The sequence below is a fragment of the Rheinheimera sp. 4Y26 genome (assembly GCF_025245835.1).
In the GTDB taxonomy this organism is placed as follows: Bacteria; Pseudomonadota; Gammaproteobacteria; order Enterobacterales; family Alteromonadaceae; genus Pararheinheimera.
In genome coordinates this window covers 1-15,395 of the sequence record NZ_JAOBWS010000026.1, presented here as the reverse complement: position 1 = coordinate 15,395, position 15,395 = coordinate 1, and the positions used below count along the sequence as shown (strand labels likewise).

Sequence of the window (15,395 nt, the reverse complement as noted above, 5' to 3'; positions counted from 1 at the left end):
TGAGATTTTGAGATTTTGAGATTTTGAGATTTTGAGATTTTGAGATTTTGAGATTTTGAGATTTTGAGATTTTGAGAATGGTGCGACGAGCTGAAGATCAGGCAAATAAATCTACACTAAACATTTGCTGAATTTCTTCACGTTTTTGCTGATTAGCCAAACTTTTATATGCATCCAGCGCCCGTTGATTCTGACCCGATGGATTATCGTAGCCAGTGCGGCCAGTGTTTTGACGTTCATCATCCAGCAAACTTAAAACTGCCGCCGAACTTTTAACGCCATTACCCTGCGGCGATTCAGCAGTTTTATCTGTGGCCGTAGCATTGGGCGCAATAGCACGGGGCTGCCGGCCGGCAAAGACTTCGGCGACATTCTGGCTTTTGCTGATGTTCTGGCTGACTGCAACGCTCATTACGTAGAATTTTTTTGCTGAAATTATCTGCATTATAACGGCAAAACTGCAATTGCCAAGCCGTTGCTTCAGATCTTGCTGATAAAGCTGCAAGCCTTGTTTATATTGGCTTACAGCGAAATTAAAAGCGGCAAAAAATTGCCGCTTTTGCACTATTTTGGCGCTTTCAGTTAAACATCAAGCTGAAAGGCTTTTTATCACAACAAACTGAACGGCTTCCGGTTATCGGCCAGGCAGTTTTTGCCAGGTCACTTCATCCCGCACATAAGTTGGCTCGGCAAGTTCAGGCGCCACAAACAGCCCTTTGGCTAAAGCCGCTGTACTTAGTGTCAGCATATCCTGTGCTGACGGATATAAAATCTCTGAGCTGATTTGCACTGGCTGCCAGGCATTTAAAGCCTCAGCATAAGTCTGAAAGCCAGTGCCTACACCAAACACTGTTGCAGCGCCAAAGCCAGCGGGTACATCGCCCGCCATTAATTCAGCAGGTTTACGGGCAATTTCTTCGCCCAACAACTGCATCAGGCCGCTTGCATCCAGCTGATAACAGCCCAGATAAACTTCCGCCATCCGCGCGTCTATCGCCGCAACCACTTTATCCGCACCATACAAACGCTGTGCGGCCTGCGCCATAGCCGCCAGAGTTGACACGCCATAAAGCGGTAACCCGGCGCCAAAAGCCAAACCCTGCGCCACCCCTACACCAATACGCACACCGGTAAAACTACCGGGGCCACGGCCAAATACAATGCCGTCCAGATCTTTTAAAGCAATACCAGCCTGACTTAACAACTGCTGCACCATAGGCAACACTCTTTTGCTGTGTTGCTGCGGACATACTTCGTCCAGACTCAGAATGTCTGAGTCAATTTGCAGCGCAACAGAGCAAGCTTCAGTTGAGGTATCCAGCGCTAATAATTTCAATCTTGTTCTCCACTACTGTGAATATGTTCTAAAAATTCAATGGCCTGGCCGACGTCACGGCTTCGTTTCATCGGTGGTAAGGATTTCACAAATACTTCGCCATAAGGCCTTGTCACTAACCTGCTGTCACAAATGGCGAGAACTCCACGGTCGGACACATCGCGTATCAGCCGCCCTACCCCTTGTTTTAAGGTAATCACCGCCTGCGGCAATTGCACCTGGGCAAAAGGATCCTGGCCACGCAGCCGGGCGTCTTCACTACGCGCCTGTAACAAAGGCTCATCCGGCGAGGCAAAAGGCAATTTGTCGATAATGACACAACTTAAAGTGTCACCACGCACATCCACGCCTTCCCAAAAACTGCCGGTGCCCAGCAACACTGTGTGTTTTAACTCAACAAACTGCTCCAGCAAAATACGTTTGCTGGTACTGCCCTGCACTAATATCGGCAAATTGATATAAAGCGGCAGCTCTTTGGCCATCCACTGCAACATACGGTGACTGGTAAAAAGAAAAAAACAACGGCCACCGTTGGCGTTAATCAGCTTCACCGCCAGTTCCAGCAAAGCTTTGTTAATACGCGGATCTGTTGGCTCCGGCAAATACCTTGGTACCAGCAGCATGGCCTGATTCGGATAATCAAATGGGCTGTCCAGCAGCATCGTCTGCGCGTTTTGCAGCCCCATCTGATCGGTAAAATGGCCAAAACCTTCATCCACCGACAAGGTGGCCGACGTAAAAATCCAGCTGCGTTTTTTACTTTCACCTTCTCGGGCAAACACCAGCTCGTTAAATTTGTCGGCGATACTGAGCGGCGTGTAATGCAAACTGATGGTGCGGGCCGTGGTTTCATACCAAAAACTAACGCCGGTGCGTTCCACATCCAATAGTTTTTCCAGTCTGGCTTTGGCAGTTGCCAGCCGTTCGTAACAGCTGTCCACCTGATCAGAACGCCCCAGGCTCGACTTGAGCACCAGATACAACATCTGCATGGCGTCCTGAATGCGGCTCATCGCCACTTTCATCTCAGGGCGCTGATAACAATCGCGCCAGTTGCCTTTTTGTGGATCGCCTGGCAACAACAAGCGCCAGTCGCGCACTAAAGCAGCTAATTTATCGGCGGTTTTTGCCAGCTGTGGATGATCGCGTAATTGGGTTTTACAGGCGAGTTCAATATCACGGCACAGTTCAGCCAGTAATTTTGACGACACCGACTCACCAAAATATTCACTGGCGATATCGGGAATCTGGTGCGCTTCGTCAAAAATCACCACATCCATATTGGGTAGCAATTCACCAAAACCTGTGTCTTTGAGCGCCATATCAGCGAAAAACAAATGATGATTCACCACCACCAAATCGGCGTTCATGGCTTTTTTACGGGCTTTGAGTAAATAACAATCCTCAAAATCGGGGCAGTCTTTGCCAAGGCAATTGTCGCTGGTGCTGGTGACATAAGGCAAAGCTTTGGAGTCTTCGGCAATATAAGTCAGCTCACCGATATCACCGCTTTGGGTTTCGCTGGACCACTTTTTAATCAGGCTTAAATCCTGAATCAGTACATCATCTTTCACCGGCACATGCTGATAGTGCTGCGTCAGGCGGAATAAACATAAATAGTTGGCGCGACCTTTTAATAACGCAGTTTGCAAAGGTAAAGCCAGCGCATTCAAAACCTTAGGCAAGTCGCGAAAATACAGCTGCTCCTGCAGGTTTTTGGTACCTGTCGATAAAATTACTTTTTTACCGGCAAGCAAAGCCGGCACTAAATAAGCGTAAGTTTTGCCTGTGCCTGTGCCCGCTTCGACCACCAAAGCAGAACCCTGTTCGATGCTGTCAGCCACCGCCATCGCCATTTGTTTTTGCGCGTCACGGGCTTTAAATCCGGCGATGTTCTGTGCCAGCAAGCCATCATCTGCAAAAGCTGCAGCTACAGCATGCATCAGCACTGCTCCGGCGGCAGGAATGGGTGAGAGCACAACAAATTAAGCAGAGACAAAAGCACAACCTTGGGCGGGAAAATGGCCTGCTATTATGCCGCTGCCAGGCGAGCGCTGCAAATCACATCAGGCGTTGCCTTGATAAAACCTGGCGGTTGAACTTGTGCGGCTGACTTGGTGCTGCTGAATTTTGCAGTGGCACAGACCACAGTGCTGCCAGACAGAGGCAGAAAGGTGCAATAGCTGCAAGAAAAGGTGCATTTTAAATATAAATATCCAGATGCCCCTCGGCATCGGCATGTTGATCCTGCTCCGGCGTTACAGCATGGCCCGTTGGTAATAAATGTAACTCACTGCCTTCGGTCGACGCGCCAGCCTGCTGCGGGCCTTGTTGGTGCTCGCCTGGTTGTTCATGCTGCGAAGACTGCTGTTGTTGTGGTTCTTGCTGATGACGTCTGGGATCGCGCATGCCAACTCTGTATTGTTGTTCAGTGGAAGCCTCCGCATGAATGCGCTGATATTTGCTGACAGGTAAAATCAGCCGGTTATTCGAATCCACCGGCGTAGTGGTTACCCTTGGCAAATATGGAAATAACACGTCCATCTTCAAACCTCATGCTGCTAAGGCAAGGCGGCCAGGCACTTTTACCTCTGTTATTGCAGGTTATCGGCTGCTGCCGGCCAAACTTAAACCAAAGAAGCAAATCAGGGATAACACCTCATTTAACTATACAACCTGACCATTTTTTAGGCTTTATTGTTCATGTTTTTTTATGCCAAATAAATATAAGAAAAAACTAACATCGTTAGAAATCACAAATCAAAAGTTATATATCAATAACTTAGCGAAATTACCAATACCAAACCTGTTGAAAAAATTTTCAACATCACTCTTGCCAGCCGAAATAAAAGCCGATAACTTGTATAGCAACTTTGACAGCCACTGTGGCTATCGCAAACACCGAGATTTTTATGATTCAGCGCACAACCCATCATCATCACCATCAGCCGAAATAGCCATTCAGGTTAAGTCGCTGAGGGGCTATTGAAGTAGCTCCGGTGCGGTGAATCATCAGACACAACCCCGGAACTACGCCGGGGTTGTTGTTTTTTAAGGTTTTAATAAAGGAAGTCATCACATGTCCGCCACCATCGAAAGCAAAAGATTACGTATCGCCATTCAAAAATCCGGTCGTTTATCTCAGGATTCACAAGCGCTGCTGACCAGCTGCGGCCTGAAAATTAATCTGCGGGAACAACGGCTGATTGCCCATGTGGAAAATATGGCCATTGATTTGCTGCGGGTGCGCGACGATGACATTCCGGGTTTAGTGATGGATGGCGTTTGTGATTTAGGCATTATCGGCGAGAACGTGCTGGAAGAAATGTCATTGCAGCGCCAGCTGGATAACGAAAGTTACGACTACACAGTACTCGCGCGGCTGGATTTTGGCGGCTGCCGTTTATCCATCGCTGTGCCGCAGGAAGAAGACTATCAGGGCGTAAAAAACCTCGAAGGCAAAACCATTGCCACCACTTACCCACGGCTTCTGAACCGCTATTTAAAACAAAATGGTGTGAACGCCCGTATCGTGAATTTAAAAGGTTCAGTGGAAGTGGCGCCACGTGCAGGTTTAGCAGATGCCATTTGTGATTTAGTGTCAACAGGCGCAACGCTTGAAGCCAATGGTTTAAAAGAAGTCGAAGTGATTTACCGCTCTAAAGCAGTGCTTATTCAGCGCCGTGATTTAGACGATCAGAACCAGTTAAAACTGATTAACAAACTGATGCCTCGTATTGCCGGTGTAATGCAAGCCAATGAAAGTAAATACATTATGCTGCACGCCCCGCGCGCGCGCCTGGCGGATGTGATTGCGTTATTGCCAGGCGCGGAGAACCCGACTTTGCTGCCACTCGCCGGTAACGACGATCTCGTGGCCTTGCACGTGGTCAGCAGCGAAACTTTGTTCTGGGAAACCATGGAGCAGTTAAAAGCGCTTGGCGCCAGCTCCATTCTGGTACTGCCGATTGAAAAAATGATGGAGTAACAGATGCTGAACCTTCAGATAAACAACTGGAGCGCGCTGGACAACAAAGCCCAACAGGCGTTGTTATTAAGGCCCAAACTTCGCAGCAAAGCCGATTTATCAGCCCAGGTGGCCGCTATTATCGAAGCAGTGCAGCAACAGGGGGATGAGGCGCTGCGTTTTTATTGCCGGAAATTTGATGGCATCAGCAACAACAACTTTGCGCTTGATGAAGCGGCGCAGCAACAAAGGCTGGCGCTGTTAAGCCCGGACGCCAAAGCCGCCATTGAGCTGGCGTACGCCAATATCAAAAGCTTTCACGCTGCGCAGCTACCACAAGACATCAAGCTGCAAACCAGTCCTGGTGTGGTCTGTGAGCTAAAATACGCCGCCTTTGACAGTGTTGGTTTATATATTCCGGGCGGTAGCGCGCCGCTGCCTTCTACTGTGCTGATGCTGGGTGTACCGGCGCAGCTGTCGGGATGTGGCCGTGTGGTGCTGGTCACCCCGCCGGGTCAGCCAAATGCAACAGACATAGCACCGGAAATTATTTACGCCGCCAAACTTTGTGGCATCAGCGAAATTTATACAGTGGGTGGCGCTCAGGCCATTGCCGCCCTTGCCTATGGCACTGAAAGTATTAAGAAGGTCAGCAAGATTTATGGGCCTGGCAATAGTTATGTCACCGAAGCCAAACAACAAGTGAGTGCAACAGCAGAAGGTGCGGCCATTGATATGCCGGCCGGCCCTTCGGAAGTGCTGGTGATTGCCGATGAAAGCGCCAACCCGGCTTTTGTGGCAGCAGATTTATTATCTCAGGCCGAACACGGCCCGGATTCTCAAGTGCTGCTGGTCAGTAACAGCGAAATTTTACTCAGTCGCACCCTGGAACAACTGAATGTGCAGCTTGCTGCGCTGCCGCGCGCCGACATTGCCCGTCAGGCGCTTGGCAACAGCCGTTTTATTCTGACAACGGATTTAGACAGCGCTGCGCTGGTCTCTAATTTATATGCGCCGGAACATTTAATTATTCAAACCGATCAGGATGACAAGCTGCTTGGCAAATTAACCAATGCTGCCAGCATTTTTGTCGGCGCCTGGACACCAGAATCGGCCGGTGATTATGCCAGCGGCACCAACCATGTGTTGCCAACCTATGGTTATAGCCGCACCCACTCAAGTTTGGGGTTATTAGACTTTTACCGCCGTTATACGGTGCAAACTTTAACGGCGCAGGGCATGCAGAATATTGGCCCTGCTATTGTCACTTTGGCCAATGCCGAAGGTTTGGCGGCGCACGCCAATGCGGTGTCACTGCGTCTGGCAGCACTTACCAACAGCAACAGGGCCAATCTGGCAAATCCGGCTTTAAAAGGATACGAATCATGAGCAGTGTGAATCCATTAGCCCGCAATCTGGTAAAACAGCTGACGCCTTATGCTTCAGCGCGTCTGAGTATGAGCGGTGGTTCAGTGTGGCTAAACGCCAATGAAAATGCGTTAGCGCCTGAATATCAGCTCAGTGGCAGCTACAACAGATACCCGGATTGTCAGCCACCGGCGTTAATACAGGCTTATGCCGCTTATGCCGGTGTAAAACCCGAACAAGTGCTGGTGAGCCGCGGTGCTGACGAAGGCATTGAGCTTCTGATCCGCAGTTTTTGTGAACCTCAGAGCCAAAACCAGCAGGGCGACAGCGTACTGATTTGCCCACCCACTTATGGCATGTATGCCATCAGTGCCGAAAGCAATCAGGTGCGGCGCACTATCATTCCACTTACAGCAGAATTAACGCTGGATACAGAGGCCATTTTTGCCGCGCCAACACCCAAACTGGTGTTTATCTGTAGCCCGAATAACCCAACGGGTGATTTAATTCCCCGTCAGCAAATTATTGATGTGCTTGAGTTTTATAAAGATAAAGCGCTGGTGGTGGTGGACGAAGCTTATATTGAGTTTGCACCGGAAGCGACTGTGCTAAGCCTGCTGGATAGCTATCCAAATTTAGTGGTGCTGCGCACTCTGTCCAAAGCTTTTGCTCTCGCCGGCCTGCGTTGTGGTTTTACCCTGGCTGCACCCGATATTATTAACGCGCTGAAAAAAATGATTGCGCCCTACCCGCTGGCCGCGCCTGTTGCTGAAATTGCCACCCAGGCGCTATCAAGCGAGGGCCAGGCGCGCATGCGCCAAAGCGTCAACACCATCAATCAGTTGCGGGATGCTTTTATTCAATTTGCCAAGAGCCAACCAGCTGTACTGAAGGTTTATCCGTCCAATGCTAACTATGTGTTATTGCAGGTGAAAGATGCTGCAGCTTGTGTGGCGGCTTTGGTAAACGAAGGCATTTTAATCCGCAACCAATCCAGTCAAATCGGGCTGTCGCAAGTGGTGCGGGTGTCTATTGGCAACCCGGACGAAATGGCATTGGTGCAGGATGCGTTGGCGCGGTATTTCCAGCAGCAAAACGCCAGCAACAATACAGCAAACACAAATTCTCAACTTTTAAGCGCAGGAGCAAACTAATGTCTGGCCAGGCTATTTTATTTATCGACCGCGACGGCACTATGGTGGAAGAGCCAGCCATTGATAAGCAGTTGGACTCTTTAGAAAAACTGGTGTACGAACCGGGCTTGGTGCCAGCGCTGTTAAAACTGCAAGACGCAGGTTATCAGCTGGTGATGGTGACCAATCAGGACGGCCTGGGTACGGACAGTTTCCCGCGCGATACCTTTGATGCACCACACAACAAAATGATGCAGCTGTTAAGCTCCCAGGGTATTAAGTTTGCTGACATTTTAATTTGCCCACACTTTGAGCGCGACAACTGCAGCTGCCGTAAACCAAAACTCGGGCTTTTGAAAGACTATCTGCAGCAAGGTCGTATCGACTTTACCAATTCTTTTGTCATTGGTGACCGGATCACCGACGTGCAGCTGGCGGAAAATATGGGCCTGCCCAGTTTTCAATATGACAGAACCACCCTGGGCTGGGCCGAAATTACCAAACGCATTTTAAGCAAAGGCCGCACCGCCACTGTGGTGCGCACCACGCGCGAAACCGACATTCGCGTGAGCGTGGATTTAGACAATAAAGGCGGCAATAGCATCAGCACAGGCGTGGGCTTTTTTGACCATATGCTGGATCAGATTGCCACGCACGGCGGTTTTTCACTGCAAGTGAGCGTCAAAGGTGATTTGCATATTGACGACCACCACAGTGTGGAAGACACAGCACTGGCGCTGGGTCAGGCATTAAAACAAGCCATTGGCAACAAACGCGGTATTAACCGTTTTGGTTTTGTGCTGCCGATGGATGAATGTCGCGCCGAGTGTACGCTGGATTTATCCGGCCGGCCGCTGCTGAAATTTGACGCCGATTTAGGCACAGGTTTAGTGGGCGAGCTGAATCTGGAGATGGTGCCACACTTTTTCAGAAGTTTAAGTGACGCCATGTTAATGACGCTGCATTTGTCGGTAAGCCCGGGCAACAAACACCATATGGTGGAAGGTTTATTTAAAGCTTTTGGCCGCGCCCTGGGTCAGGCCATTTTAAAAAGTGGCGATGCGCTGCCAAGCAGCAAAGGCGTACTCTAACCAGCGGTACTGCAACTAGCTTTGCCGTAAATAGGTGTTTTATAAATGACTGATATTGTTGTTAAAAACAGTAAAAACTCCGTGATAGTCGTCGACACCGGCTGCGCCAATATCACCTCAGTGTTATGTGCTTTTGAGCGTTTAGGCGCAAGTGTTGCGGTAAGCCGTGACGCCAGCCTGATTCAAAGTGCCGACAAAGTGATTATTCCGGGTGTAGGCACTGCCGCCCAGGCCATGATGAATATCAAAGAGCGTAACTTAACGACGGTTTTGCAAAACCTGACGCAACCCACTTTGGGTATTTGCCTCGGTATGCAGCTGATGACGGACTTTAGCGCCGAAGGCAATGTTGCCTGCCTGGGGCTTATTCCGGGCCAGGTACTGCCGCTTGAATCCAAAGGGTTACGACTGCCGCATATGGGCTGGAACACACTGCAAAAAGCCGCTGGCAAAGAAAACCACCCGCTGCTTACAGGCTTAACGCCAGACGACTATGTGTATTTTGTGCACAGTTTTGCGGTAGCGCCGTCGGAATTTATGCTGGCAAGCTGTGATTACGGCAGCCAATTTGCAGCCATTATTGGCAAAGGCAATTACCTTGGCATGCAATTTCACCCTGAGCGCTCAAGTGCCGCCGGCCGCAAATTGCTGCAAAACTTTTTGGCATTAACAGCAGCAGATTTAGCTTAGTTGCAGCGCTGGTGCTGCTGCCCGTGTTGATGGCTGAACTGCGGCTCACAGCACTACAGCCACAGATTTTGAAAGGACAATAACGTGATTATCCCGGCAATAGATTTAATCGATGGTCAAACTGTACGCCTATATCAGGGCAGTTATGACAAAACCACCCAGTACCAGCAAACGCCGTTTGAACTGCGCGACCTATACGCAGAAGCTGGCGCTGGTGTTTTGCATCTGGTGGATTTAAGTGGTGCCAAAGATGCCGCCAAACGTCAGCTGCCGCTATTAAAACAACTGATGCAACAATCGCCCTTGCCTATTCAGGTGGGTGGTGGTGTGCGCACTGAACAAGATGTGATTGATTTACTTGAAGCCGGTGCCAGCCGGGTGGTGATTGGCAGCCTGGCCATTCGTGAACCGGCCTTAGTGCAGCAGTGGCTGCGCACATATGGCGGCGACAAAATAGTATTGGCGCTCGATGTCGCCATCAATGACAAAGGCGAAAAAACCCTGCCAAGCCATGGCTGGATTGAAGCTTCAAATATCACCCTTGAGATGGTACTGGACGGTTTTATTGCCGCTGGCGCGCGCCACGTGCTTTGTACCGACATTAGCCGCGATGGCACCTTGCAGGGGCCAAATGTAGAACTGTATCAGGAACTTGCAGCAAAGTACCCGCAAATTTTATGGCAAGCATCAGGCGGTGTTGGCAATCTTGAGCATATCCGTAGCTTAAGGGGTAGCGGCGTGGCTGGTGTGATTTTGGGCCGCGCTTTGCTGGAAGGAAAATTTACTATCACGGAGGCTATCCAATGCTGGCAAAACGGTTAATTCCCTGCCTCGATGTGCGCGATGGTGTGGTGGTCAAGGGTGTGCAGTTTAGAAACCACGAGGTGATTGGCGACATAGTGCCGCTGGCCAAACGCTACTCCGAAGAAGGCGCCGACGAGCTGGTGTTTTACGATATTACCGCCTCCAGCGATGGCCGGGTGGTAGATAAAAGCTGGGTGCGCCGTATTGCCGATGTCATCGACATTCCGTTTTGTGTGGCCGGTGGTATTAAATCGGTGGAAGACGCCGGTCGTATTCTGGAGCTTGGCGCCGATAAAATTTCAGTGAATAGCCCGGCGCTGGCAAGGCCAGAGCTGATTGCTGAGCTCAACCGTGCTTATGGCCAGCAATGTGTGGTGGTGGGCATCGACAGCTTTTTTGATAAAAACACCGGCCAATACCAGGTGTATCAGTTTACCGGTGACGAAAACCGCACCGCCAAAACCAACTGGCAGACAGTGGATTGGGTAAAAGAAGTGCAGCGCCTTGGCGCCGGTGAAATTGTTTTAAACTGTATGAATCAGGACGGTGTGCGTCAGGGTTATGATTTAACCCAGTTAAAACTGGTACGCGCGGCCTGCAACCTGCCGCTGATCGCCTCAGGCGGCGCCGGTGAAATTCAGCACTTTATTGATGTATTTTTACAGGCCGATGTAGACGGCGCTTTAGCCGCCAGTGTATTTCACAAAGGCATTATTCAAATCAGCGATTTAAAACAGCAGCTTAGTAAAAGCGGCGTGGAGATCAGGCCATGAGCAGCATTGTCGATAATGACAGCATTGAGAGTTTAAAATGGCCAGCCGATGGTTTGTTGCCATTAATAGTGCAGCACGCCATTTCCGGCAAAGTGCTGATGCAGGGCTACGCCAATAGCGACGCACTGCGGCACACATTAAAAACCGGCCAGGTAACTTTTTTTAGCCGCAGTAAACAACGGCTCTGGACCAAAGGCGAAAGCTCAGGCCATTTTTTAAAATTACAAAGCCTGAGTGCAGATTGTGACTCAGACAGCCTGCTAGCCCTCGCCCTACCCGACGGCCCAACCTGCCATTTAGGCACCGAAACCTGCTGGGACAACAAAACAGTAAACAGCGCCAATAGCCCAAGTTTAAGTTTTTTAACTGACTTAGAAACGGTGATTGCACAGCGCCAACACGCCGACCCAAAATCGAGCTACACAGCCAGCTTGTTCGCCCGCGGCGTAAAACGCATAGCGCAGAAAGTCGGTGAAGAAGGCGTAGAATCGGCATTAGCTGCCATGGCAGGCGACAGAGAAGAGTTAAAAAACGAAGCGGCGGATTTAATTTTTCACTTGCTGGTGTTGTTAAGATCGCAGGACTTGCAGCTGAATGATGTGATTGAGGTGCTGAAAAGTAGACATCAATAGTGGGTTGGGTTTCTTGCAACTCATTTGCGCTGATGATCATTTCGATGCCTGCGGCATGGCGCGGATGCCGGGTTTCGCCCCGGCGGGCGAGTCCCTTTCTTTGCTGACAAAGAAAGGGACACAAAGACAAAATCGCTATGCGATTTTGGACAGCTTTAGCTGGCCCCGAAGGGGTGAGCCACTTTGTGGCGAACAAATCACCCCGAGATCGCTCGAAAGCCCGCTGTTTTGACCAATTTTGAGGCGCCGCCCGCTTTTTAAAACCACAGGGCGGCGGTTGCTAACGTCAACCGTCTCAAACAGTTGTCGGCTTAAAACCTCAAAACCGGCCAAAACAACGGCTCGCTTGACGGGGCCAACAGCGGTTACCACTTGCGGTTACAAAAGAAAAACTTACCAGCGTTGAACGACGCCGACATTTGCATCCGCCATATACAAAAAGACTGATGTTTTACCCTGCACGAACCACCGGCGACTACTCCGCTCGCCCGTTCGCGCCTCCCGCGCTCACTCTTGAATGCTCCCTGTGCAGCTACAGGTGTTGGTTTATTGGCGAGAAAAAAGACCAGAAGCTATTGGTTTTTACTATTGGTTTTGTAAAGTAATTATCGACCACATTGGTAGCAACCCACTTCGCAACAGTATTTTAGGCCGAACTTCCATTGCTGAAGAAATTGCGTTTTTGCATCCGCCAGGGTCTGGATGTTAGCTTGAAAAAAACTGTTTTCTGGATTTGTGGGCGCGACTGAATTTGTTCTGACATCGACTCGCCCGGCATGATACCGGGCGAGCCGATGATGTGATGCTATTGGTTATATTGGATTGTTTTTGTCCTTATAAATTGCATAAATTTCATCCATAGGTTTATTGCTGAGCCTGCATCGTGTCATAAACGCATTCCGATGGACAGCAATCGAAAATTCCTTATCTTTAGCATAGTTTTCACATTGCTGATGACTATGTCTTTCTGGCGCGGGCTTAGCTGTAAGTACTGGTTTGCCAGATGTTGCAGGGGTTGATTTTGTTTTATGCGCGGCTTTTTTCAGGCAGGAATTAATCTGTAGCCATTTATTGGCGTAAGGCTGGCCGCTGGCATCAAACGCTTGCTCACAGCTTTTTAGCCCAGCTGCCAGTTCAGGACGATGGGCTAACATCTTCGCAATGCTGTTTTTATACTTGCTGGTATCTGAAACCAGCTGCTGCAGACATTGATAAATATTCTGCTGGTAGCGCTCGCCAGAGGCATTTTTACCAGCTTTTGCAGCACATTCGGTATCCTGACCGGCCGGCATCGGAAAATCCTGCAATAACTGTTGTGTCTGGCACTGGTAAAAATTTTCGGCATCGGTGCCTGAATTATGTTTGCTGTGGCACTGTTTATATACTTTGTCTTTCGATTGCTGCAGCTCAGGCCAGTTATTGTAGCTTGTGGCAAAAACTGCCGGGCACAGCAGCCAGACTGAAAGGCACGCCACCACCTGAAATATAGGTTGAACATGCATGGGCATTCTCCTAGCGGTTAACGTTCTGAGATTTTCTTACACAGTCATAGATATGTTGCCACTTTTGAGCGAAAGCTACGCCTGAGCTGGTATAGGCTTCTTCACATTGTTTCAGCACCGGCTTAAGCGTTTCCGGTTGCACCTTAACCGCACGAGCAACCTTATCTTTATTGTTTGCGTTGTTGACAATCAGGTCGGCAACACATTTATGCAATTGCTTCGCTTGTTCTTTTGTCGTTGAACTTTGCGGAAACTGGGCTTTACAGGCCTCGGCCAATCCTGCGGGAAGTGGGAAATCTCGTAGCAAGGATTCAGTCATACAATTGCGATGTAGTACCTGATCTTTACCTGTATTGGATTTTTTATTGCAGCTTCTTTGCGCTGTACGATCCCAACCATCCCAGACTGGCCAGTCTTTGTCAGAGCCCGCCTGTGTTACTGGACTGTAGTATAAAAAAACTATGACAAATGCAGTTAATACACTATCACGAAACACACGCATCATGTTTTCCTTACCAGTAGTGAAACCGGATCTATAGTGAAACTGGATCTGAAGTATAAGCGAGAGTTTTTCTCGCGATAGGTTTCTGTATATAAAACGCACATGTTGTTTCTATTTTTAGTGCAAAATAAAACCTGGACAGTGGCATTACCAAGCAAACCGCCAGCAGGCTGGTACTTATGCTGACGCTTGTGTAGCAAAGCTCAGTTCTGCCAATCCACCCGAAACTTCGGGCTGTTTTCATACTTGTTTGTTATCAAAAATACATCTGTAAGATTGAATGCCGATAAAAAAGCATCAACAGCAATAGCTGATAATTTCAGCAGCGTTAACCATAGGTTTTTCTGAAGTTAATTCCCCCACCAAAGGCCGCAGCCCGTGTTGTAATCAGCAAAAAACCGGCAAAACAGCAGGTTTGACAGCCTTTGGCGCCCCACCCATAGTCTTGCAGCTTGGCCCTGTTCGCTAACACTGCGAACAAGTGCAGCATGGCGGCAGTGAGGCTTGCGGCTGTTCCTCTGACGTTGTCGGCTTATCTTTCAGACAATTTCGTGGAGTTCTCAAAATGGAAGTATCAAAAAGCAAAATTTTTGGTTTTACCCTGGCTGCTACTGCGCTATTGCTTAGTGGCTATGCAGCCGCTGTTACCCATGGTGACTTGGATGGTGACGAACACCCGGCAGTGGTACTGCTGATTATGGATGTGAATGGCGCACCGGCCTGGCGCTGTAGCGGCACATTAATTAGCCCGCAGTTTGTGCTGACCGCAGGGCACTGCACCGGCAATCCGGGTGAAATAAGCGGTATTCGTATTTTTACTGAGTCGGATGTGCAAAACGGCGACAATAACTACCCCTATGGCGGCGGCAATAACACTGTGGAAGCCCAAAGCTGGGCGTCCCACCCGGATTTCCCCAATGCCTCTTTTGTGGTAAATGATGTGGGCATGGTCAAACTGTCGGCACCGGTGAACCTCGACCAGGCGCAATACGGCCAGTTACCCACACTCAATAGCCTGGATTTACTTAAAGCCGGCCGTAGCAGCCGCTTTACCGCCGTAGGTTATGGCCTGCAGCGTATTACCCCAGACCCAACCGGCAACGCCCCCTACTCTGGCGTGAAGGTAAGAATGCAAGCCAAACCCTGGCTGTTGCAAAGCAACACCGGCTTTACCGGCAACTTCTCGCTGCTGTTATCCAATAACGCCTCCAGCGGCGGCACCTGCTTCGGCGACTCCGGCGGCCCTAACTTTATTGGCAACAGCAGAGTGATAGCAGGCGTCACCTCCTTCGGCCTGAACGGCGCCTGCGCCGGCACCGGCGGCGTATTCAGAGTAGACCGGCAAAACGTACTGGACTTTATTAACGACTTTATGGCGAATAATTAGGTCGTTAGGGTTGTTTAGCTGTAAAAAAAGAGCGGCTTTGCCGCTCTTTTTTATGGTGATACGAAGATTCATCATTGGTCAAACCACCACCGGCAAATACTGCGTTCGCCCGTTGACCTTTCCCCGGAATTAATACCAATCCCGTGATGAGATTTTCCAGCTTATGCGGCCTGCTTTGCATACTCAACAGGCGACATGTAATTCAACGAA

The 15,395-nt window shown here is 49.6% G+C and carries 15 protein-coding genes; 9 read left to right on the top strand and 6 right to left on the bottom strand.

The features are described 5' to 3' along the window. Positions 1–97 precede the first annotated feature (97 nt). From N3Z11_RS17890 to N3Z11_RS17875, 4 genes are all read right to left on the bottom strand, one after another. The gene (locus N3Z11_RS17890; protein WP_260658554.1) at positions 98–412 is read right to left on the bottom strand and encodes a hypothetical protein; all 315 of its coding nucleotides are present in this window, start codon (positions 410–412) and stop codon (positions 98–100) included. A 222-nt stretch (positions 413–634) separates the two neighbouring features. Next, a complete protein-coding gene (gene tsaB / locus N3Z11_RS17885) occupies positions 635–1,336 on the bottom strand; it encodes a tRNA (adenosine(37)-N6)-threonylcarbamoyltransferase complex dimerization subunit type 1 TsaB (RefSeq protein ID WP_260658553.1) in 702 nt (233 codons plus the stop codon). After that, positions 1,333–3,279 (bottom strand): ATP-dependent DNA helicase, encoded by a 1,947-nt coding sequence (locus N3Z11_RS17880; RefSeq protein ID WP_260658552.1) that lies wholly within the window; start codon positions 3,277–3,279, stop codon positions 1,333–1,335. The genes tsaB and N3Z11_RS17880 overlap by 4 nt, the downstream gene beginning before the upstream one ends. 259 nt (positions 3,280–3,538) lie before the next feature. Continuing rightward, entirely contained in the window at positions 3,539–3,880 is a 342-nt protein-coding gene (locus N3Z11_RS17875) for a hypothetical protein (protein ID WP_260658551.1), read from the bottom strand. 535 nt (positions 3,881–4,415) lie between these two features. Here N3Z11_RS17875 and hisG point away from each other — a divergent pair. The 8 genes from hisG (at position 4,416) to hisIE (ending at position 11,794) form a co-directional block, all read left to right on the top strand. Continuing rightward, positions 4,416–5,324, top strand: coding sequence for an ATP phosphoribosyltransferase (gene hisG, locus N3Z11_RS17870; RefSeq protein ID WP_260658550.1), 909 nt, complete (start codon positions 4,416–4,418; stop codon positions 5,322–5,324). A 3-nt stretch (positions 5,325–5,327) separates the two neighbouring features. Further along, positions 5,328–6,692 (top strand): histidinol dehydrogenase, encoded by a 1,365-nt coding sequence (gene hisD, locus N3Z11_RS17865; protein ID WP_260658549.1) that lies wholly within the window; start codon positions 5,328–5,330, stop codon positions 6,690–6,692. Continuing rightward, the gene (hisC, locus tag N3Z11_RS17860; protein WP_260658548.1) at positions 6,689–7,825 is read left to right on the top strand and encodes a histidinol-phosphate transaminase; all 1,137 of its coding nucleotides are present in this window, start codon (positions 6,689–6,691) and stop codon (positions 7,823–7,825) included. Before hisD ends, hisC begins: the two co-directional genes overlap by 4 nt. Then, a complete protein-coding gene (gene hisB / locus N3Z11_RS17855) occupies positions 7,825–8,895 on the top strand; it encodes a bifunctional histidinol-phosphatase/imidazoleglycerol-phosphate dehydratase HisB (RefSeq protein ID WP_260658547.1) in 1,071 nt (356 codons plus the stop codon). Before hisC ends, hisB begins: the two co-directional genes overlap by 1 nt. Before the next feature lie 45 nt (positions 8,896–8,940). Further along, complete coding sequence (gene hisH, locus N3Z11_RS17850; protein WP_260658546.1) at positions 8,941–9,585, top strand: imidazole glycerol phosphate synthase subunit HisH; 645 nt, start codon at positions 8,941–8,943, stop codon at positions 9,583–9,585. A gap of 84 nt (positions 9,586–9,669) precedes the next feature. Beyond that, positions 9,670–10,407, top strand: coding sequence for a 1-(5-phosphoribosyl)-5-[(5-phosphoribosylamino)methylideneamino]imidazole-4-carboxamide isomerase (hisA, locus tag N3Z11_RS17845; protein ID WP_260658545.1), 738 nt, complete (start codon positions 9,670–9,672; stop codon positions 10,405–10,407). Continuing rightward, on the top strand, positions 10,389–11,162 hold the full coding sequence (gene hisF, locus N3Z11_RS17840) for an imidazole glycerol phosphate synthase subunit HisF (RefSeq protein WP_260658544.1): 774 nt from the start codon (positions 10,389–10,391) through the stop codon (positions 11,160–11,162). Before hisA ends, hisF begins: the two co-directional genes overlap by 19 nt. Continuing rightward, entirely contained in the window at positions 11,159–11,794 is a 636-nt protein-coding gene (gene hisIE / locus N3Z11_RS17835) for a bifunctional phosphoribosyl-AMP cyclohydrolase/phosphoribosyl-ATP diphosphatase HisIE (protein WP_260658543.1), read from the top strand. Before hisF ends, hisIE begins: the two co-directional genes overlap by 4 nt. Before the next feature lie 812 nt (positions 11,795–12,606). Here the strand turns inward: hisIE and N3Z11_RS17830 are convergent. Further along, complete coding sequence (locus N3Z11_RS17830; RefSeq protein WP_260658542.1) at positions 12,607–13,296, bottom strand: hypothetical protein; 690 nt, start codon at positions 13,294–13,296, stop codon at positions 12,607–12,609. Positions 13,297–13,306: 10 nt separating this feature from the next. Beyond that, complete coding sequence (locus N3Z11_RS17825; RefSeq protein WP_260658541.1) at positions 13,307–13,798, bottom strand: hypothetical protein; 492 nt, start codon at positions 13,796–13,798, stop codon at positions 13,307–13,309. Positions 13,799–14,363: 565 nt separating this feature from the next. Between N3Z11_RS17825 and N3Z11_RS17820 the strand changes: the two genes are divergently transcribed. After that, positions 14,364–15,185 (top strand): trypsin-like serine protease, encoded by an 822-nt coding sequence (locus N3Z11_RS17820; protein WP_260658540.1) that lies wholly within the window; start codon positions 14,364–14,366, stop codon positions 15,183–15,185. Positions 15,186–15,395: the final 210 nt, after the last annotated feature.